Annotated in this window: 14 protein-coding genes; 6 read left to right on the plus strand and 8 right to left on the minus strand. The window is 60.1% G+C overall.

The genetic code is table 11. The features are described 5' to 3' along the window. The first annotated feature begins 149 nt into the window (after positions 1–149). Positions 150–1,577, plus strand: a complete 1,428-nt coding sequence (locus ACIP6G_RS01720; RefSeq protein ID WP_332731220.1) for a zinc-dependent metalloprotease — start codon at positions 150–152, stop codon at positions 1,575–1,577. A 61-nt stretch (positions 1,578–1,638) separates the two neighbouring features. Here the strand turns inward: ACIP6G_RS01720 and ACIP6G_RS01725 are convergent, their stop codons facing one another. From ACIP6G_RS01725 to nudC, 3 genes are all read right to left on the minus strand, one after another. Then, positions 1,639–2,250, minus strand: coding sequence for a M48 family metallopeptidase (locus tag ACIP6G_RS01725; protein ID WP_105657499.1), 612 nt, complete (start codon positions 2,248–2,250; stop codon positions 1,639–1,641). A gap of 126 nt (positions 2,251–2,376) precedes the next feature. Beyond that, complete coding sequence (locus ACIP6G_RS01730) at positions 2,377–4,500, minus strand: ATP-dependent DNA helicase UvrD2 (RefSeq protein WP_400288329.1); 2,124 nt, start codon at positions 4,498–4,500, stop codon at positions 2,377–2,379. Continuing rightward, positions 4,497–5,333: an NAD(+) diphosphatase gene (gene nudC, locus ACIP6G_RS01735; protein ID WP_286134184.1), complete on the minus strand. Its 837-nt coding sequence runs from the start codon at positions 5,331–5,333 to the stop codon at positions 4,497–4,499. The genes ACIP6G_RS01730 and nudC overlap by 4 nt, the downstream gene beginning before the upstream one ends. 259 nt (positions 5,334–5,592) lie before the next feature. Here nudC and ACIP6G_RS01740 point away from each other — a divergent pair, with 259 nt between their 5' ends. Further along, entirely contained in the window at positions 5,593–6,903 is a 1,311-nt protein-coding gene (locus ACIP6G_RS01740; protein ID WP_400288331.1) for a phosphotransferase, read from the plus strand. Between the two features lie 23 nt (positions 6,904–6,926). Here ACIP6G_RS01740 and ACIP6G_RS01745 read toward each other — a convergent pair whose 3' ends face one another. The 3 genes from ACIP6G_RS01745 to ACIP6G_RS01755 are packed head-to-tail and all read right to left on the minus strand — an operon-like array spanning position 6,927 to position 13,839. Further along, positions 6,927–10,244, minus strand: coding sequence for an ATP-dependent helicase (locus ACIP6G_RS01745; protein WP_400288333.1), 3,318 nt, complete (start codon positions 10,242–10,244; stop codon positions 6,927–6,929). Continuing rightward, positions 10,241–13,453 (minus strand): ATP-dependent helicase, encoded by a 3,213-nt coding sequence (locus ACIP6G_RS01750; protein ID WP_400288335.1) that lies wholly within the window; start codon positions 13,451–13,453, stop codon positions 10,241–10,243. The genes ACIP6G_RS01745 and ACIP6G_RS01750 overlap by 4 nt, the downstream gene beginning before the upstream one ends. Next, on the minus strand, positions 13,450–13,839 hold the full coding sequence (locus tag ACIP6G_RS01755; RefSeq protein WP_166650728.1) for an MGMT family protein: 390 nt from the start codon (positions 13,837–13,839) through the stop codon (positions 13,450–13,452). The genes ACIP6G_RS01750 and ACIP6G_RS01755 overlap by 4 nt, the downstream gene beginning before the upstream one ends. 88 nt (positions 13,840–13,927) lie before the next feature. Here ACIP6G_RS01755 and ACIP6G_RS01760 point away from each other — a divergent pair, with 88 nt between their 5' ends. The 4 genes from ACIP6G_RS01760 (at position 13,928) to ACIP6G_RS01775 (ending at position 17,471) form a co-directional block, all read left to right on the plus strand. Next, entirely contained in the window at positions 13,928–14,611 is a 684-nt protein-coding gene (locus ACIP6G_RS01760) for a 3'-5' exonuclease (protein ID WP_105657505.1), read from the plus strand. Between the two features lie 246 nt (positions 14,612–14,857). Beyond that, entirely contained in the window at positions 14,858–15,850 is a 993-nt protein-coding gene (locus tag ACIP6G_RS01765; protein WP_400288337.1) for a methionine ABC transporter ATP-binding protein, read from the plus strand. Between the two features lie 3 nt (positions 15,851–15,853). Then, on the plus strand, positions 15,854–16,519 hold the full coding sequence (locus tag ACIP6G_RS01770; RefSeq protein ID WP_105657507.1) for a methionine ABC transporter permease: 666 nt from the start codon (positions 15,854–15,856) through the stop codon (positions 16,517–16,519). A gap of 103 nt (positions 16,520–16,622) precedes the next feature. Further along, on the plus strand, positions 16,623–17,471 hold the full coding sequence (locus ACIP6G_RS01775; RefSeq protein WP_400288339.1) for a MetQ/NlpA family ABC transporter substrate-binding protein: 849 nt from the start codon (positions 16,623–16,625) through the stop codon (positions 17,469–17,471). Between the two features lie 175 nt (positions 17,472–17,646). Here the strand turns inward: ACIP6G_RS01775 and hemL are convergent, their stop codons facing one another. Continuing rightward, a complete protein-coding gene (gene hemL, locus ACIP6G_RS01780) occupies positions 17,647–18,954 on the minus strand; it encodes a glutamate-1-semialdehyde 2,1-aminomutase (RefSeq protein WP_400288341.1) in 1,308 nt (435 codons plus the stop codon). A 4-nt stretch (positions 18,955–18,958) separates the two neighbouring features. Continuing rightward, positions 18,959–19,942 carry a porphobilinogen synthase gene (hemB, locus tag ACIP6G_RS01785; RefSeq protein WP_400288343.1) on the minus strand — a complete coding sequence of 328 codons (984 nt, stop codon included), beginning with the start codon at positions 19,940–19,942 and terminating at the stop codon, positions 18,959–18,961. Between the last annotated feature and the right edge of the window lie 59 nt (positions 19,943–20,001).

Raw genomic sequence — 20,001 nt, forward strand, 5'->3', positions numbered from 1 at the left:
GCGGATCCGTCCTTGCAGACATCCCCACCCTTAGCCTACTGAAGCCCTGGGTTTAAAAGCATCAGCATCAAGGCGTATTCGATGTGCCGAAAGCGAACTGAAGCCCAGATTCATGGGAACTATCAGCTACTCGCGGTAGTTTTAAAGGCATGGCACAGAACCCCCCGAATAACCGCCCTAACGGCGATGACGACGAAAACAATCAGCAGGACCCATTTTCTGCAATGTTTGGTCAGCTCTTCGGTGGCGGGTTCGACCCGAATGACCTCCCGCCGCAGCTTCGTGATGCCCTTGGTGCTCAAGGCGATCCGGCTGCGATGCAGAAAATGATGCAGCAGGCCCAGGCCATGATGTCCGCGATGATGAGCAATAACGCGTCTTCCGGTCCGGTGAACTGGAAGCTTGCATCCGACACCGCTTTGCAGGCATATGCCAGCGATGATCCGGCGGTATCGGACGCGCGCAACAACGCCATCAGCGATGCGTCAAACCTTTCTGAACTGTGGCTGAACAACGCTACGGTGTTCGAGTCGAACGGCCGCTCTACCGAGGCATGGACTCGTAAACGATGGTATGACAAGACCCTGGCCACCTGGAAGCAGGTCACCGAGCCTGTTGCCGAGTCGGTAGCTAACGCAATCACCACCGCGATGAAGGATCAGATTCCCGAAGAGATGAAGGGCATGCTCGGCAATTCCGATGGCATGTTCCGCAATCTCGGAGCCAGCATGTTCGGCATGCAGCTGGGCACTGCACTGGGCGGCTTGGCAACCGATGTGCTTGGCGGCACCGATATCGGCCTGCCTTTGGCAGGAACCACTCCAGGCATTATCGCGGCCAATGTCAGCAAGTTCGGCGATGGCCTTGAAATCCCAGAGCAGGAAGTCCTGCTGTATGTGATTCTGCGGGAGAACGCACACGCACGATTGTTCAACCGGGTCCCTTGGCTAAGCTCCAAGTTGATTGGTGCCGTGGAATCCTATGCTCGGGGCATCCATATCGACATGTCGCGCATTGAAGAAGCAGTACGCGGTATCGATCCGTCCAACCCCGAAGCGCTGCAGTCGATGCTGGGTGAAGGATTGTTCACCCCGCAGCGCACCCCCGCTCAGGAGAAGGCTCTAGAAAACCTAGAACTGACGTTGGCATTGATCGAGGGCTGGGTTGATCATGTGGTCTCCTTGGCCGCCCAGAACCTTCCATTTGCTGGTCACCTGCGCGAGACGATGCGTCGCCGCCGTGCTTCGGGTGGCCCAGCTGAGACTGCCTTCGCATCTCTGGTTGGCCTTGAATTGCGCCCACGCAAGCTGCGCGAAGCGGCTGCCCTGTGGGAGCACTTGTACGACGAACGTGGAATCGAGGGCCGTGATGCCGTATGGGATCACCCAGATCTGATGCCTACCGCGGAAGACCTCACCGATCCCAAGGGCTTCACGCATCGCCGTGAAGTTGCCGCGACCGAGTTCGACGACTTTGACGCAGCACTGGGTAAGCTTCTGGACGGCGGCTTCGACAACGCTGAACCCGAAGCCGAAGGCGATGACGGTTCAGGGAATCCAGAGGATCCGAAGAACTGATTAGATCGAAACCTCGAAGGAGGGATGTGCACGAGTGCACATCCCTCCTTCGTGCATTGAGCTACTGTTCCTCGTCATGGCCGAAACCCGAAAGTTCATCCTGGGCCCGGCCCAATTCCTTGGCGTGAGCGTTGTAGCCTGCGTGGAATGCCTCCAAGAAAATATCCGCCTGCGCTCGGCGTTCGAACCGGTTCAGCAAAGCCTGGAACCTAGGTCCGTGGCCGGCCCGCGGGACCACCAGATGCGCAAGCTCGTGGACTAGAACATAGTCCTGCACCCAGCTGGGCATATGCTGCAACGTGACCGATAAGCGGATGCTGCGCTGCCGATATGAAGCCGAACCCCAACGCTTATTCTGGTTGGCTACCCAACGCACGGATTGCGGCGCGGCTTCGCCGGCGAAGTACTGCTGGTCAAGAGATGCCGCTCGGCGCTCCAGCGCATCATCGGTATGACCCGCGGTACGCGCTTGGCGTCCCTTGCGATACTTCGAGATCATCTCATCAACGAAAGCGCGTTCCGTTTTTTCGTCCAGCGCTGCAGGGACTTGGATAATCAGCCGGTTATCGCGCCACTGGGAGGAAATGGTCTTCTTGCGCTTGGCCGAGCGGAGAACCCGCACTGGAATTTCATCCGGCGCTACGAAGTCGACGGAGTTTGGAAAAGCTGGCATTGCATTGCGCCTCTTTCCTCATCTATGGCAGCGGCCGGGGACCTTCCTGTCCGCTCACTACGTGATCTCTAAGCTACGTCCTAGCCTGAGACAGCTTCGGACCAATTCGCCAACTTGTGGAGAACCCTATGCGCGGCGCTCGCCAACGACCGCAAGCACCGCCTCGCCATATCGTTCAAGCTTGCTACGTCCCACCCCGGGAATCTTCGACAATCCCTGGATTGAATCCGGCTGGTGCTCCGCGATGGACATGAGGGTTGCATCGGTGAATATGACGAATGCCGGGACCGCGTTGGATTGGGCAACCTCCGATCGCCATTCACGCAAAGTCTCAAACAACGCTTCATCATAGGCAGCAGGGCACGAGGCGCAACGTTTGAGCTTTCGCTCTTTTGCTCTGGTCAAGAAGGATCCACAGGTCATGCAGACTGCGGGCGTGATTTTCTGTTCGCGTTTGCGGTAGGTGGTCTGCTGCCTGCTGCTGGCTTGGCGTACCGATTTAATTCCATCGAGGAATCGTGATGGGTATCGGTGCGCGCGTCCGCCCGGGGTCCTTGCCAGCGACCAGGACAGGTACAGGTGCTTCCGTGCGCGGGTAATACCCACGTACAGCAGCCGCCGTTCTTCATCGAAGCCCGCTTGGTCCTTGGCATAGGAGATCGGGACCAGGCCTTCGTTCAATCCAACCAGAAATACAGCATCCCATTCCAGCCCCTTGGCTGCGTGGAATGATGCCAAGGTGACGCCATCCAGAGTTGGCGCGTGCTGGATCGCTGCGCGGTCTTCCAATTCCTTGACCACATCGTGCAATGTGGCATCAATGTCTTGTTCTTTTTTAAGCGCAACGACTTCGTCGGCCAGGCGAACCAGTGCCGACATCGATTCCCAACGCTGGCGCACCGCACCAGTGCCGCCGCTTGGGGCATTCGCCGAGTAGCCGTGCGAGGAGAGCACATCGCGCACCATCTGCGCAACCGGAGTATCTGCGGCGACGCTCAAGCCGGCCCGCAAGGCCAGCATCCCTTCCTTGACTTCGCGACGGGAGAAGAACCGCTCGGCACCACGCATTACGTAGGGGATGGAATACGCCGTCAGTGCTTGCTCAAAAGCCTGGGACTGCCCGTTAGTGCGGTACAAGATGGCAATCTCGGAGATGTCCTGGCCGTTTTTGAGCAGCTGCTTGATGCGCTGGGCGACTTCCTCGGCTTCATTTTCGTCATCCGTCGCTTCAAAGAATTCAGGGGCCGGACCGTGATCGCGTTGCGCGATGAGTTCCAGTGGTTCAGGCCAGGTCACGTTACGGTCAGGGACTTGGGATTCAATGCGCCGATTAGCAAGCACCTTATTCGCCAGGTTCACGACTTCAGGAGTGGAGCGGTAATCGCGTACCAGCTTCACGACCTTTGCTTCCGGAAACCGTGTGCCGAAGTTCAGCAAGAAGTCTGGGCGTGCACCGGTGAAAGAATAGATGGTCTGGGAGGCATCGCCCACCACGCACAGTTCGTTGCGCTGGCCAAGCCAGAGATCCAGGAGCCGTTGCTGCAACGGCGAAACGTCCTGGTACTCGTCGACGACGAAGTGGCGGTACTGCTGGCGTACACTGGCTGCGACTTTTTCATTGTCTTCAAGAATTGCAATGGTCAGCAGCAGTACGTCTTCAAAGTCGATAACTCCGCGGTCATCTTTGAGCTCTTCGTAGGTCTGGAAGATGCGGGCCATGCTCACTGCTTCGAGACCGTTGGGCAGTTCTCGGGAAGACGCAATCTTGGCGTAGCTTTCCGGGGTATGCATGGAGACCTTGGCCCATTCGATTTCCGCAGCCAGATCACGGACCATGGCGCGGTCGCTGGAAATGCGCAGGCGACGCGCTGCCTCCGCAATGAGCGGGGCCTTGTGTTCTACCAAGTTCGGCAGGGTACCGCCAACGGCCTGCGGCCAGAAGTACTGCAGCTGGCGCAAGGCAGCTGCGTGGAAGGTACGCGTCTGCACGCCGGGTGCGCCGAGCTGACGCAAGCGGGTACGCATCTCCGCAGCTGCACGCGTGGTGAAAGTCAGCGCGAGAACACTGGTCGGGTTGTAGATGCCAGTATGCACGCCGTGGGCGATCCGGTGGGTAATTGCTCTGGTCTTGCCGGTTCCTGCGCCCGCCAGAATACACAGTGGACCGCTGAGGGTTTCAGCTGCTTGCCGCTGTTCAGCATCCAGTCCCGCTAGCAAATTGTCTGCTGGCGGATTGTCGTATTCGGTCACTTGCTCAGGGCCTCCGGAAGGGGTTCGCCGTACCAGGTACGGATCAATGCGTGGGCTATCGAGACTCCGCGCGGTATATCTATTGTTCCTGATTCCAGAGCTTCACGCAGTTCGGCTCGTGTGAACCAGCGAAGGTCCATGATTTCTGCACCATCCGGAACCAGCTCTTCGCTCAAGGCTTCAGCAGCGAAACCGAGCATCAGCGATCGCGGCATTGGCCAGGGCTGGGAACCGCGGTAGGCGACCTCTCCAATACGCACACCGGATTCTTCAAAGATCTCGCGGCGCACAGCAGACTCCAGGGACTCCCCTGCTTCGACGAATCCTGCAAGCACCGAGTACATCCGGTGCTTGAAGGTGGCGTTGGATCCGAGCAGCAATCGATCTTGGCTGTCGATCACCGAGGCAATGATTGCCGGGTCGGTACGTGGAAAAAGCTCGTGGTCATTGTTCACGCAACGCTGGCCCCACCCGAAGGTGGCAGCCCTAACGGGTGAACCGCAGCGTGGGCAGAATTTCTCTGAACGGATCCAATTGGCGATCGCCTGCGCTTCAACGAAGAGTTCTGCATGCAGTTCATTGAGCAGGTTGAAGCCTTCACGTAGCGTCGTCCAGCGCTCGATGCCGCTGGAGGCATAGTCCTCGGCATCAACGAGAGCCAGAACGTATTCCGTGCCTGATGCACGCCCCAGGTACACCTGGCGCTCGGAGTCTTTTGCGAGGTAGTCCGTGCCGTTGAGAAAGAAGAGATCAGAGCCGATAGTTGCCGCGCCACCACCACTGATCAGCAGCACCTTGGTGCTGCGCTGCTTAAATAGGCCAGGCAAAAGCATCGGGTCTTGCTTTTCGGTCAGTGGGCGCTCAATCAGAGACTGTCCGAAGTGGAGTCCGGTAAGTGGGGTTCGATAAGTTTCTGCCAGAGCCATACCTCTAACCTAATGCACGTAGCGCTCCAGAATCTTGATGCTTGCTCAATGTGGATAGCTGTTGATCAATGAGATTCGTCGCAACTCTGAATGTTGCCGGTGAATCCCGCCATATTCCGTGCGTCATTCAACGATAGAAAAGGGAATCTCGCATACGGTGGAACTTGTGAAACGCACTGCCATGGAACTCGCCGCAATTGCCACCGCCGCCGTCCCCGGATTGACTCCGGTAGGCTTCGCGGCGCTGTCCGACGATGCAGAAGATTTTGACTCAGCATTGATCGTCGACGCACTCAAGCATCGCTGGCGCGTTCGTTCACCTCGGCATGACGAGGCAAGCATGCGTCTGGAAGCAGAGCTTTCGGCCTTGCGCGCTTTCTCCGCCAAGGTCCGCGCTTCACTGCCGTTTTCCTTGCCTGCCGTAGCCGGCACCGTGCGCCAGGGCCCACTGCGCACCTTTGTCTACAAGGATATGCCCGGACACGTTCCGACCCTCGATGAATTGGTTGATGTCGGCAGCAACCTGGCCAAGTCGCTGGGCCAGTGCATGGCTGCCATCCACCAGATCCCAGATGAAGCTGTTGAAGTGGCAGGCCTGCCGACCTACACTGCCGACGAGATTCGCCAGCGCAAACTCAACGAACTGGATACCGCCGCGGCTACGGGCAAGGTGCCAAGCGGTTTGCTGCGCCGTTGGGAACACGCCATGGAGGACGTGGCGCTGTGGCGTTTCAACGCTGCCGTAGTTCACGGCGACTTCGATGAAGAGCAGCTGCAGATTTCCCATTCCAGCATCACTGCAGTCAAGGGCTGGACAGATTTGCACGTCGGTGATCCCGCTGATGACTTCGCTTGGCTTTCGGCCATAGAAGACCAGAGCTTCAGCGAGCGCGTTTTCACCGCCTATGTCGAAGCCCGCGGCAAGGCTGCGGATCCGCACATCATGCGTCGCGCCGCGCTGGCCGCCGAATTCGCGCTGGCGCAGTGGCTGGTGAAGTCTTTGGATTCCAAGGACTACGAGCGCATCGCCGAGGCCGAAGAGATGCTACGCGAATTGGACCAGAACATCGCGGAGTACGGTGGCCAGCCATTGTCGGTCGTGGAAGCTCCGCGCCCTTTGGCTCCCCAGCCAGAAGCACCGGCCCAGAAGGCTCCGGAAAAGCCGGCCGCCGTCGCCGCGCCAAGCATTAACACCGACAAGGTCACTCCCCTGGCAGCGGAATCGCCGAACTCCGCAACACCCCGAAGCACAGCGTCCAATGTCCAGGCCGCGCCAGGGGAGTCTGGTGACCAGCCAAAATCTGATGCTGTTCAGGCTGATGCCAAGAACAGTTCGCCTGCGAAGGATGAACCCGCCTCCAAGGCCGCCGAACACGATAGTGATGCAGCGGAGGCCGAGTCAGCTGCCGCACGGCCAATGAGCACGGCTGAGCCTGCTGAAAAGAACAACAAGCCTGTTGAGGACGCCGAGAAGTAAAGACTTCCCAGCGTCCTGAGCGGCTAGCCTTCGAGCTGTTCAAACGCGCTGCTGATCATCTGTTCCAGTTCTTGCTCATCGGAGAGATACTCCGCGTGGATCGTAATGCCCGCCGCCACATAGTAGAAGGCGGCCTTGATCTCCTCTAGCGGGATTCCGTGCAGGCGTGACCAGCCCAGACGATACACCGCGAGCTGGACCAGCTTGCTCTTCAGATCCTTGCCGCTAGGAACTCGACCGGTTTTCCAGTCCAGCATCAGCCACGTACCGTCGTCCATCCGGAAGACGGCATCAATGCGGCCACGCACAGCCACCGGACCCACACGGGTCTCCAATGGAACCTCGACATAGGCCGGCTGCAGCTTGGACCATTCGCTGGATAGGAACGCTTCCTTCATGGATTCAAGGTCCAGCGCCTCATCAAGATAGCCATCTGCCGGATCCTGCAGGTCTCCCAGATCAAGCATTGACGTCTTCTCGTAGAACTCTTCAATCCAGGCATGGAACGCGGTACCGCGCCGTGCAGCGAGCCCCGGTCGACGCGGCACCGGGCGTCGAAGGTTTTCCAGTACCCCAACCGGGTCCTCGGCCAGCTCGACAAACAACGAAGCACGCACATGCTCTGGTGCCTCGATGCTGCGCTCACGGCCAGCCAAGAACTCGCGCTGGCCTAGAAGTTTCTCGGCTTCTTCAGCCCACTGCCTCCCGAAGCTGGTCAGCGGCTCATGATCTGTTGGAACGGATTCGAGATCCTTCGCCACTTCCGCAATGACATTGCGCCGTGAATACGGGTATGGAGTCTTTTGCACTCCCCCCGTGACGACGGGGCCTTCCAATGGATCGTACGGCCACAGCGCTTCAAGGGGCGTCAAAGTGCTCGGGTTTTGTTCCGGCGCTTCTTCGTCCTTCACCCAGACCCCGATCTCCGCCTGGGGTTCCTCGCCTTCGGCCAGCGGAAGCAAACAGGTGAAGAATTCTGATGGCTCGGTTGGCTTGGTACGGGTGCTCGTCCAGACGCTGCTACTGCAAATCAGCAATGACTTGGCGCGGGTCACCGCAACATAGGCCAGGCGACGCTCTTCGGCAATGTGGTGGTCCTCTACCTGGTCCTTGAAGACCGATTCGGCTTCCAGCAGTTCCTTCAAGGCCGGCTGTTCGGTGTCCCATTGGGGCAGGTCGCGGGCGTCGCCACGGATTTCCCAGGGCAGCGCTTTGTCACCGCTGGTCCACCGGTCGGATTTGGAACCCGGGAACACCCCGTCGTTCAAGGTCATCACCGCCACGATGTCCCATTCCAATCCCTTGGACGCGTGAACCGTCAGCAATTGGACTGCCGCGGGGTCAGCATCTTCGCTTGGCAGCGGTAGTCCCTTTTCCTTTTCGGCGGCCTGTTCCAGCCACATCAAGAAGCCGGACAGTTCAACGCGTGGCGCATTGCGGCAGTATTCGCGCACCACATCGGCGAAGGCATCGAGGTTGGCTCGCGCCTTGTCTCGAGATATCCACGGACGGGCAGCCACCTCGATGTCCAGGTTCATGGCGCGTTCGGTCTCGCGAATCAGCGTTTCAAGGTCGTCATTGGCCAGCAGCCGCAGGCCGGCGAGTTCATCGCGCAGAGCCGCCAAGCGCTCGTAGCCCGCTGCGCTAATGGTCCTGCCGTCATTGCTGGTCCACCCTTCCCTGGGCAGGAAGTCCAGTGCTTCGACGAGGCTGGCCGCATCATTGAGTTCGGCGCGGGCCGCCTCGGTCACTGCTTCTTCGGGGCTCTGTGCCTCTTCGCTTTCTGCCGGGTCTGGCTGCAGCCCGCGGGCTCGCCGCCGTTCCAGCTGGCGGGACCAATCGGCGAAGGCCATCAGGTCTGCGGCACCCAGCCGCCAGCGCGCTCCAGCCAATAAGCGCATGAGCTTGTCGGAGCGCAGAGGGTCAACCAGCACGTGCAGGTACGAGACCAGGTCGGTGAGCTCAGGGGTGCTCAGCAATCCGGATAGTCCCACGAGCTGGTATTTGATGCCCCGCTCAGCGAGCACCTCGCCCATGATGCTCAACTGGGCACGATTTCGCGAGAGCACCGCACTGGTCTTCGGCTCGGAAGATGCCCTATTCTCGGCAACAATCATGTCAGCTATGGCTTCTGCCTCGTCGCGAACCGTTGCGCAACGGTTGAGCACCACACGACCTGGCTTGGCATGCGCCGAGGAATCCAAGGGCTTGACCGAGACCGGGCCTTGATGCTGCGGCCCGCCGGCGGTGATGCTATTCGCTGCCGCGAGCACGTTGACGGTATTGCGCCATGCGATGGTCAGGTGCTTCACGTGGGCGACGTCCCGGCCTGTGTCCCGAACAATCGGGAAGACTTCTGGGAATCGGAACAGCTGTCCGGCACTGGCCCCGCGGAATCCGTAGATGGATTGGTTAGGGTCACCCACCGCGGTGACCGGATGGCCTTCGCCATAGAGTTGAGAGAAAAGCACCATCTGCGCGTGCGAGGTGTCCTGGAATTCATCCAGCAGCACCACCTTGTGGCTAGCCCGTTCGGCGAGCGCAGCTGCCGGCACCTCCTGGGCGATACGCGCTGCGTGGGCCACCAAGTCGCCGTAGTCCATCACCCCGAGGCGCTTCTTTTCCCGGGCGTACTCTTCAGCCAACTCAGCGATGGTGGCACGTGAAGCCAGCTTGTCGATGAGCTTGAGGGCTGCTTGGGTAGTTTTTTTGGGCTTCTCTGCGTCCATCGGCAAGGTGCGCAGGCGTGCCACCAGTTCATCAATCCACTGATGGGCCTCCGGTGCGGTGACCAAGTGCTCGGATGCTTCGGAACTGAAGGAAACGATGGCATCAATCAGTGTGCTGGTGGCACTGTTCAGGTGCTCGTAGTTGCCGGTGTATCTTTCCAGCACCGAGTGGGCCACCTGCCATGATTGGGCCGCGCCCAACAAGGCGCTGTCTTCTTCAAGGCCAAGCCGCAGCCCATGGTCTTGGACCAGGGTGTTGGCGTAGGAGTGGTAGGTGGATACCGCAGGGTCCAGGAAGTCCCGGGTTTCTTCTGGGCTGAGCAGACCGGTGGCCACAAGCTGCGCGATCTTGGCACGGATACGCACGGAAAGCTCTCCCGCTGCCTTGCGGGTAAAGGTCACCCCGAGAATCTCTTCCGGCCGGACCAGCTGGTTGGCTACCAGCCAGACGACTTTATCCGCCATGGTTTTGGTCTTGCCCGAGCCGGCGCCGGCGATGACCAGCATCGGTTCCAATGGCGCAGCGACTATCTCAGCCTGCTGCGCAGTGGGCGGAAACTGCTCGCCCAGGGCTGCGGAGAGTTCTTCTGGAGTGAATCTGATATTGCTCATGGTTCGGTGACCTGTCGTCCTTGGGCGCACAAAGGGCAGATTTCGGGCAGCGTGCAGTTGCCGAGGATTCCCGCGGCTCCCGAAACGTGCCGGGTGATGAATTCACTGTTTCCCATCAGCGAGGCAGCTTCGAAGATGAGCGTGCGGGCCCAATCTTCTTCACCAATTGATGGTTGTTCACGGACCGAGGCGCCCTTGGTGCTGGTACCGACGTAGACCAAGGATGCGCCGGCTGGCTCATCCGGGAGTCCTGCAGTTTCCTCGTGATCTTGCAATGCACCGAGCTGGATTGCGGTTTGGTAGACGCCTAGCTGCGGGTGTTCCAAGGTTGCGTCCTTGGATGGCGCAGTGGAACCGGTTTTCAGGTCAACGACCCTCACCTTGCCGTTGGCGTCAGCTTCGACGCGGTCGATAATTCCGCGAAGCTGGATATGCGTACCGTCAGGGGCTGGGACCTCGGTCTGGAACGGCATCTCGCGAGCCACCAGTTCGCGTCCTTCTTGGCGCATGGTGACGCAGTAGGCGGCGAACTTCTTGAGCATGCTATTGGCACGGTCGAAGTCCCTTTGACCTTCCCAGTTCACCAGTTTTTCCAGCTCTGGCCAGCGTTGCTCCAGGATCTGCTGGTACTCGCTTCCGCTTGCATCGGGATGCTCTTCGGCGATGGAGTGGATCAGCGTACCCAAGGAGGCCGCGAAATCGCGGGCAGCGGTTCCACCAGCGCTTTGCACAAACCAGTTCAGCGGCGATTTCACCAGGGTTTCCACCTTCGACGGTGACACCCGCCGAGGCTGGTCTTCCGGGATAACCGGTTCATGGGTAGTCAGTTCGCGCAACCCCCACCAGGAACTTGGATGCGCTCCTCGCACCGGGCGCTCTGCCTGAGCCAGACGTCCAAGCACGTGGGTGGCGTCCTGGTACAGGCTAGCTGCTTCCACATCGTCCGGCGTTGGCACTGCCCCAAGGCCGGCGGCCCTGGCTCTCTCGGCAGTGCTGCGCAGCTCTGCCACCAAGGTTGGAAGCGAACGGATGCGCGGAACCGCGGTTGGTTCCCTGCCTTCTGGCCCCGGTGGCTCGACCAGGTCCAGGAACGAGGAAGGCTGGTTGTCCTCGTTATCGACCGCCGTGCAAATCAGCTGGTCTCCAGCACGGGAGACGGCATTGCTGAAGCTGCGCAATTCGTCGTTGCGGATTTGGCGTACCAAATGCGTTGGCGTTCGGGTGGCCAGGAATTCAATGCCATGCTCCGCGGCGTCGGCGAGCGCATTGGAACCGAGCAGCTCGCCACGGAGCCGGAGGTTGGGCCAGGAGCCTTCTTGCAGCCCGGGGATAAAGACCACTGGCCATTGCTTTCCGGCAGCGGCAGCGGTAGTGAGAACCGTGACGGTTTGCCCACCGGCAGCACGGGTTGCCAAGGAGTCCATGGGCAATTCCTGCTGCAAGATGTGCTCGATGAACTGCTGGACGCTGGCGCCGGGAAGCTGATCCACAAAACGTTCTGCGGCTTGGAAAAGCGACAGGACAGCATCCAGGTCATGATCGGCGCGGCGGGCGGCAGTGCCGGTGCCCAGGGCCTCTTCGCGCCAGGCTTTGGCCCGGCCCGAGGCCTCCCACATCACCCAGAGCGCTGTTTCCGGTGTAGCGGTTCCGCTGGCCAGTTCGTCTTGCAGCGCAGAGTACATTTTCAGCAGCCGGTTCAGTCCGTAACCCGGCTTGCCCAATTTCTCGGCCATTACCGGTTCACGCAGGCAGGATTCAAGCAACTCCTGGCTGGAGCGGCGTCCGCCGGCTGCGGCTTCCTGCTGGCGCAGGAGCTGGCGGATCCGGCGGATTTCCAAGGCGGTGCTCATCCCATAACGCGACAGCAGCAGGTTCTGCATCAGGAGCGGGTCATCGGTGACAGAATCGCTGAACGCCAAATTCAACAGGTCAAGCAGCGGACGGACCGCACCTTCATCCTTCAATGGAATCTCGGCCGGCGGCACCTGCACGCCGATTCCCTGGCCTTCAAGAAAACGGCTGAAGGAGCGCACCTGTGAACCGTTGCGCACCACAATCGCAATTTCAGCTAGGCTGCGGTTCTCATAGAGGTTCAGATGCACTATCCGCTGGGCAATGAAACGTTCTTCCAAGGTGGAATTCTCGAATACCAATACCTGGCACAGTTCGTGTTCCGGCACGTTCAACGGCTCAATAGCCCGTCCGCGCAAGCCTGCAGCCAGCGGCACGCGGCTGACGATCCGTTTCCATGCCTCGGTGATCTGTCCAGACATTCGATAGCCGTGGGTCAGTTCGAGGCACGTCGCTTCGCCAGCACTCGAGTAATTCTGTGCGAAACGATGCAATTCATCGGTGCGGGCACCGCGGAATCCCTGAACTACGCTGTCGGGTGCAGCGAAAGCGACCATGGCGCGGTCCTTGCCGAGCAGAGCCAGGAGGCGGTGCTGCGACAGGGTGGCTTCTTGCAGGTCATCCACGAGGATCAGGGCCAACCGGTCCTGTTCTGCGTGCAGGAACGCTTCATTGTCTTCCAGAATTTGTGCCGCCCGGGTAATCAGCCCTGCCGGGTCGAAGGCTTCGGCGCTGCCCAAGTCCAGCAGGTCGCGGTATTCCTGGTAGAACAGCGCCGCAGCGTGCCATTCGGGGCGGTTGGCTTGCTGGCCGAGGTCAGCGATGTCGGCAGGTTCCAATCCCAGCTCTGAAACACGGTCGAAGAACTCGCGGATTTCCTTGCGGAAGCCGCGAGTCCCTACTGCAAGCGCCAGCTCGCTTGGCCACTGCGGTCCTTCGGTGAGGCCTTCGGCATGGCCCTCCAGCAGGTGGCCGATGAGGGTGTCCTGTTCCGGACCGGAGAGCAAGCGGGGAACGCGTTCGAGCTGGGGCAAGAGTCCTTCAACGCGGGCACGGCGGATCAAATCAAAGGCATAAGCCGACCAGGTGCGAACCACCGGTTCAGTGAAAGTCCGTTCTGCTCGGCGGCTGAGCTCATCACGGATCGAGGCAGCGGTCAGTCGAGTTGGCCCGATGATCAAGAGGGCCTGCGGATCGAGCCCGGCGTCAAGGTGCGCAACGGCGGTGTCGATGAGCAGATGGGTCTTGCCCGTACCCGGCGCCCCAGTGACCAGGACCGGGCTTTCCACCGAATGCAAGTGGCCACGGACCGAGGTGGCTTCTTCGCGGGGCTGGCTTCGGGTCTCTTCCATACTCATAGTTGATCATCCATCTCGGACATTTTGGGGTTGCCCAGCGCCGTACGCAGCGCGTCAATTTTTTCCCACGCCCAGTCGTTGGGGTTCCAGCGGTATCTATTCATGTTCACGTGACGGCCAGGTGCTGCCAGTTCTTCTGCGATCCAGTGCCGTTCTGCTGCTTCGGCAAGCGCATCGGCCATGGAACCGTTGGAGCGGATAATCCGCCACCATGGTGTCCCTTCCGGCGCGCTTGCCATCGCCTTGCCCGTTTGGCGTGCTCCCCCGCTTCCGAGAAGTTCTGCCACGTCCTTGTAGCTGAGCACCGCCCCTGCCGGGACGAGTGCTGCGAGGCGATGCACCGCCTCTGAATAGTCCAGGGGTTTTTCGGCTGCGTCAGATGTCATAGCCCTATTCTGCCAATTAGCTTGCAGGACTCCACAACACGCAATTCGCAGGGCCGTCCTGTCCCGCCTTGGCTGTAGCGTTATATCCATGACTGAATGGCACAAGGGCCTGGCAATTGGCTTTGATTTGGAAACCACTGGTGTTGATACCAATACTGCACGCATCGTTACGGCATCGGTTGTCTTGCTGGATGCCGATGGCAAGGTGGTGAACAACCGCGAGTGGCTGGTAAACCCCGGGGTCGAGATTCCAGAGGCCGCGGCCGCAGTTCACGGAATCTCCACCGAGAAAGCCCGCGCCGACGGTGCCCCGGCGAAACAGTCCGTTCAGGAGATCTTGAATTTGCTGAAGTTCGCCTCGGAGCAAGCGCCAATCGTTGCTTTTAATGCTTCGTACGATTTCTCAGTGCTCTACAGCGAAGCCGTTCGCTACGACCTTGAGCCGTTTTTCCCGGGCAATGTGATCGATCCGTTCATCATCGACAAGCAGGTTGACAAGTTCCGCAAGGGGAAGCGCACCCTTGCGGCGGCTTGCGAGTTCTACGGTGTAGTCCTCGAAAATGCGCACACCTCGTTGGCCGATGCAGTTGCCTGCGTCGAGGTCGCTCGCCAGCTGGGCGAACGCTATCCGCAGTTGCAAGTAGATCCGATGGTGCTGCACGGCTGGCAGATCGGTTGGGCGAAAGAACAGGCAGAAAGTTTCCAGAAATACTTGCGCAAGACGAAGCCTGAAGCTGTTGTCGACGGCGCTTGGCCTATCACCGAGTCGTAAAGATTGAAATAATCAGCTTCTTGTGCCCCGTTTCACATGGGGTCAACAGGCCTCGCGACCACCATGCGGAAGCCAATCGTTCATTTTCTGTCATAAATCAACAAATTATATTCGAAGGCTCGCCCATTAAGGCCTCATACTAAGAATCTTGACTGTAATTTCCCCTTGATTCGGGCGATTTTGTTCGATGATGATTCAATGGAGGGTACTCTCTACACCCTTTGAGAATCTGAAGGAACACGCCTAGTGATCACAGTCAGTGACCTGCGCAAGGTCTACCAGCAAGACGGCAAGGATGTTGTTGCCCTTGATGGTGTCAGCCTTGAAGTCCCTACCGGGAAAATTCATGGCATCGTCGGACATTCCGGAGCGGGTAAATCCACTCTCGTCCGTTGCTTGACCTTGCTCGACCAGCCCACATCCGGAACCGTTGCCGTTAACGGCAAGGAGCTGACCAACGTCAGCACCGACGAGTTACGGAATGCGCGACGTCGAATTGGCATGGTTTTCCAGCACGCGAACCTCTTCGACTCGCGCACCACCGAGCAGAATGTGGCATACCCGCTGGAGCTTGGTGGCATGCCCAAAGCCGAAATTGATGCCAAGGTCGCTGAACTCCTGGAGCTCGTGGGCCTGACCAGGTTCGCCAAAGGGTACCCATCCCAGCTTTCCGGTGGCCAGCGCCAGCGCGTTGGTATCGCCCGGGCGCTGGCCACCGATCCGGATGTCCTGCTCTGTGATGAGCCGACCAGTGCCTTGGATCCGAAGACCACCGATGAAATCCTCGATTTGGTCAAGAAGCTGCGCGATCGGTTGAACATCACCGTGCTGATCATTACCCACGAAATGCACGTCGTGAAGCAAGCCTGCGATTCCGTTTCGCTGCTGGAAGGCGGCAAGATCGTGGAGCACGGCAATATCGAACAGGTCATCACCAACGCCGAAGGCACTTTGGCTTCCACGTTGCTCCCGCTTCCGGGCGACGCACCACGCGTCGAGGGCGAAGGACCGATCCTGGACCTGCTCTACACCGGCGGCCAGGCGACCCAGCCTGTCATCTCTTCCATTGCCCGCTTGTTCAATACCGATGTCAATGTCTTGGCTGGTTCGGTCGAGCAGCTTGGCAACCAGCAGTACGCGCACTTGCGCCTGCAGCTGGCTCCCGACGCGGATCTGGATGCAATCGTGAACCACCTGAAGTCCACCGGCATCGCCGTAACCGTGAAGGGAGCCAAGTAAGCAATGGATTTCTTCACCCCCACCGTACTCAAGGCCGTAGGCCAAGCCACCGTCGAAACCCTGCAGATGGTCTTGATCTCAGGTGTGATCACCGTGATCATCGGACTGCTGCTGGGTATCTTGCTGCATGTCACTGGCAAAGGCGGACTGGCGCCGGTCCGCTGGCTAAACGCGATTCTCTCCACGGTGATCGTGAACATCACCCGTTCCGTCCCGTTCGCCATCTTAATGGTCGCCCTGATTCCGTTCGCCGCGATGCTCATCGGCACCGCGCTGGGCCCGATCGCTGCCTCGGTCTCTTTGACCATCGGCACGGTCCCATTTTTCGCCCGCCTGGTGGAAACCGCCTTGCGCGATGTTTCCGCTGGCAAGGTCGATGCCGCGCTGGTGATGGGTTCCACCAAGCTGCAAACCATTCGCAAGGTCCTGGTGCCTGAAGCCATGCCCGGCATCATTTCAGCCGTCACCACCACTCTGGTGACCTTGATCGGCTACTCCGCGATGGCTGGCTTGGTAGGCGGTGGCGGTTTGGGTCGTCTGGCCTACAACTACGGCTACGTCCGCTACAACATGCCCATCATGCTTGCGACCATCGTGATTATCGTGATCATGGTCCAGCTGGTGCAGGTCATCGGTGATGCGATCGCCCGCAAGGTCGATCACCGCTAGTCAAAACTTCCGCCGGTCTATCCGGCGGAGCCGTGGAACCGCTGAGGACACGGCAAATCCACTCGCATCGTGCCTCACGGCTCTACCTAAGGAAAGACAAGTTATGCGCAATAAACTCGCACTCGCCATCACCGGTGTTGCCACCGCATTCGCCCTGACCGCTTGCGGCAGCAGCGAACCAACTGCTGATGCTGCAGCGACCCTGGATCCGGCAAACCCTACGGTTATCAAGGTAGGCGCCAGCCCGGTCCCACAGGCAGACATCCTGAACTTCATCGATGAGAACTTGGCGAAGGAAGCCGGCATCGACTTGGAAGTCATGGAGATCGATGACTACGTCACCCCGAACACCGGACTTGCCGACGGCTCGCTGGATGCCAACTACTTCCAGACCGAGGCCTACCTGGCTACCGAGATGAAGGAAAAGGGCTACGAGTTCGCGCACGGCGCTGGCGTCCATGTGGAGCCAATGACCGTCTTCTCGAAGAAGTTCAAGGACGCCAAGGACGTCGCAGAAGGCACCAAGGTACTGCTGAACAACGACCCGGTGAATCAGATCCGCGGCATGCGCGTCCTGGAAGAAGCAGGGCTGCTGCAGAACCTCAGCGATGATGATTCCCTGCTGACCGTCAACGGCAACGCGGACAAGAACCCGCTAAACCTCGAAATCACTGACGCCAACGCCGAGCAGGTCGTCCAGTACTACAAGTCCGATGATTCCATCGGCTTGGCGGTCATCAACGGCAACTACATCGTCCAGGCCAAGCTGGACAAAGCAGAGATGCTTGCCCAGGAGTCGGGCGAGAACAACCCCAACGCCAACTTCCTGACCTGGCGCGACGGCGAAGAGACCCCGGCTGTTGCGAAGCTTGAAGAGCTGTTGCACTCCGATGAGGTCCGCGATTACATCGAGAAGACCTGGACCGACGGCAGCGTTATCGCCGCTTTCTAATCCGGTTTCCAGCCACGGGGCATTCCCGAACGCGTGAACCTTGACTGCCCGAGTTCCATATACGGAACTCGGGCAGTTCCGTTTCCCGCCGTCTTTCCAGGCTTAAATAAGCCAGGGCCAGGCAAGCACCTCACGGTGCCTGCCTGACCTGGCTGTTGCCCTCGGGAGCCTGCGATTAGGCCGTGGCGGCCGCAGCGGCCCGGGCAGCTGCTGGGAGGGCCGCGAAGATCTTCTCCATTGCGGCATCGTCATGGGCCGCCGAGACGAACCATGCTTCGAAGACGCTTGGCGGCAGGTACACCCCGGAGTCCAGCATCGAGTGGAAGAACGGTGCATAGCGGAAGGCTTCCTGCCCCTGCGCATCAGCGTAGTTGCGCACTCCCCTTTCGGAGGTGCCGAAAGCTACCGAGAACAAGGTACCGGCGCGCTGGATCGAGTGGTCCAGGCCAGCGGCATTGAAGGATTCGGTGATGGCACCTTGCAGCGCCTCGGACTGCTTGGCCAGGTGCGCGTAGACGTCCTCGGTCGCGTGTGTCAGCTGGGCGATGCCGGCAGCCATCGCTACCGGGTTGCCCGACAGCGTGCCAGCCTGGTAGACCGGACCCAATGGTGCCAGGTAGTCCATGACCTCAGCGCGTCCGCCCAGGGCCGCGGTGGGCAAACCGCCGCCGATGACCTTGCCGAAGGTGTAGAGGTCTGCGTTCCAGCCCTCCTCCTTGCCGGTCAGGCCCCAGTAGCCCGATGAGGAAGCGCGGAAGCCGGTGAGGACCTCGTCGAGGATCAGCAGCGCGCCATGCTTGGCGGTAGTTTCCTTCAGGAACTTGTTGAATCCGTCCTCTGGAACTACGACACCCATGTTGCACGGAGCAGATTCGGTAATCACCGCAGCGATATTCGCACCGTGCTCGGCGAAGGCGGCCTCGATGGCGGCGCGGTCGTTATAGGGCAGCACCAGGGTCTCTGCTGCCGTGGCAGCGGTCACGCCGGCGGAACCTGGCAAGGCCAGGGTGGCAACACCCGAGCCGGCGTCGGCCAGCAGGCCATCGAGGTGGCCGTGGTAGCAGCCGGAGAACTTGATGACAAGGTCACGGCCGGTGTAGCCGCGGGCCAGGCGGACGGCGGTCATGGTGGCTTCGGTGCCGGTGGAGACCATGCGCACGCGTTCCACCCCGCCCATGCGGGACTTGATCAGCGCGCCGAGCTTGGCCTCATCCGGAGTGGATGCGCCGAAGGACAAACCGCGGTCCACGGCCGCGTGCACGGCAGCCTGGATCTCCGGGTGGGCGTGGCCCAGCAGTGCCGGACCCCATGAGCACACCAGGTCGACATACTCCTTGCCGTCGGCGTCGGTCAGGTATGCGCCCTTGGCGCCGACCATGAATGGAGGAACACCGCCGACCGAACCGAAGGCGCGCACCGGGGAGTTCACGCCACCTGGCATGACTTCGCGGGCTTCGGCGAATAGCTTTTCAGAGTTCGACATGTTATTACTTGCCTTCCTTGAGCCAGCCGGCAACTTCGGCTGCATAGTAGGTGAGGATCTGCTGGGCACCGGCGCGCTTGATCGACAGCAGCGATTCAAGCACGGAGGCCTTGCGGTCAATCCAGCCATTGGCGGCAGCGGCCTCGATCATCGAGTACTCGCCGGAAATCTGGTAGGCGGAGACCGGAACTGGGGAAATATCGGCAATATCGCGCACAATATCCAGGTAGCTCATGGCCGGCTTGACCATGATCATGTCCGCGCCTTCGGCAATATCCAGTTCAGCTTCCAGCACCGCTTCGCTGCGGTTGGCCGAATCCATCTGGTAGGTGCGGCGGTCCCCCACCAGCTGGGAGTCCACTGCCTCGCGGAACGGGCCGTAGAAGGCGCTGGCGTACTTGGCGCTGTAGGCGAGGATGGAGACGTCCTGGCGCCCGGCAGCATCCAGTGCCTGGCGGATGACGCCGATTTGGCCGTCCATCATGCCCGACGGACCCAGCATGTGGGCGCCGGCCTCGGCCTGGGCCACGGCCATCTGGCCGTAGATTTCCAAGGTCGCATCGTTATCCACGTTGCCCTGGGCATCGAGCACGCCGCAATGGCCGTGCGAGGTGAATTCATCCAGGCAGACATCGGACATGACCACGAGTTCATCGCCCACCTCGGCGCGCACCGCGGCAATGCCGCGGTTCAAGATGCCCTGCGGGTCCAGACCGGCCGAGCCATTCTCGTCGCGTACTTCCGGGATGCCGAAGAGCATGATGCCACCCAGGCCCAGCTCGGCCGCGTTCGCCGCGGCAGCCTTCAGCGAGTCCATGGTGTGCTGGTAGACCCCTGGCATGGAGGTGATCTCGTTGGGTTCGCCCAGTCCCTCGCGCACGAAGGCAGGCAAGATCAGTTGGCGTGCCGAAAGCTCATTTTCTGCCACCAGGCGGCGGATGGCAGGATTCTGCCGCAACCGGCGCGGGCGATGCTGAGGGAAACCCATGGCTCCTCTTTCTCCAGTTCTCATAACTTCTTATTCCGTTGTGCACGCTTCCGGTCCCG

Source organism: Glutamicibacter sp. NPDC088483 (assembly GCF_044753145.1).
Lineage (GTDB): Bacteria > Actinomycetota > Actinomycetes > Actinomycetales > Micrococcaceae > Glutamicibacter.

What these genes read in the sequence shown, in the direction of transcription:
- ACIP6G_RS01720 (WP_332731220.1), top strand. Translation starts at nt 150, where the DNA reads ATGGCACAGAACCCCCCGAATAACCGCCCTAACGGCGATGACGACGAA.
- ACIP6G_RS01725 (WP_105657499.1), bottom strand. Translation starts at nt 2,250, where the DNA reads ATGCCAGCTTTTCCAAACTCCGTCGACTTCGTAGCGCCGGATGAAATT.
- nudC (WP_286134184.1), bottom strand. Translation starts at nt 5,333, where the DNA reads ATGCTTTTGCCTGGCCTATTTAAGCAGCGCAGCACCAAGGTGCTGCTG.
- ACIP6G_RS01745 (WP_400288333.1), bottom strand. Translation starts at nt 10,244, where the DNA reads ATGAGCAATATCAGATTCACTCCAGAAGAACTCTCCGCAGCCCTGGGC.
- ACIP6G_RS01750 (WP_400288335.1), bottom strand. Translation starts at nt 13,453, where the DNA reads ATGAGTATGGAAGAGACCCGAAGCCAGCCCCGCGAAGAAGCCACCTCG.
- ACIP6G_RS01755 (WP_166650728.1), bottom strand. Translation starts at nt 13,839, where the DNA reads ATGACATCTGACGCAGCCGAAAAACCCCTGGACTATTCAGAGGCGGTG.
- ACIP6G_RS01760 (WP_105657505.1), top strand. Translation starts at nt 13,928, where the DNA reads ATGACTGAATGGCACAAGGGCCTGGCAATTGGCTTTGATTTGGAAACC.
- ACIP6G_RS01770 (WP_105657507.1), top strand. Translation starts at nt 15,854, where the DNA reads ATGGATTTCTTCACCCCCACCGTACTCAAGGCCGTAGGCCAAGCCACC.
- ACIP6G_RS01775 (WP_400288339.1), top strand. Translation starts at nt 16,623, where the DNA reads ATGCGCAATAAACTCGCACTCGCCATCACCGGTGTTGCCACCGCATTC.
- hemL (WP_400288341.1), bottom strand. Translation starts at nt 18,954, where the DNA reads ATGTCGAACTCTGAAAAGCTATTCGCCGAAGCCCGCGAAGTCATGCCA.
- hemB (WP_400288343.1), bottom strand. Translation starts at nt 19,942, where the DNA reads ATGGGTTTCCCTCAGCATCGCCCGCGCCGGTTGCGGCAGAATCCTGCC.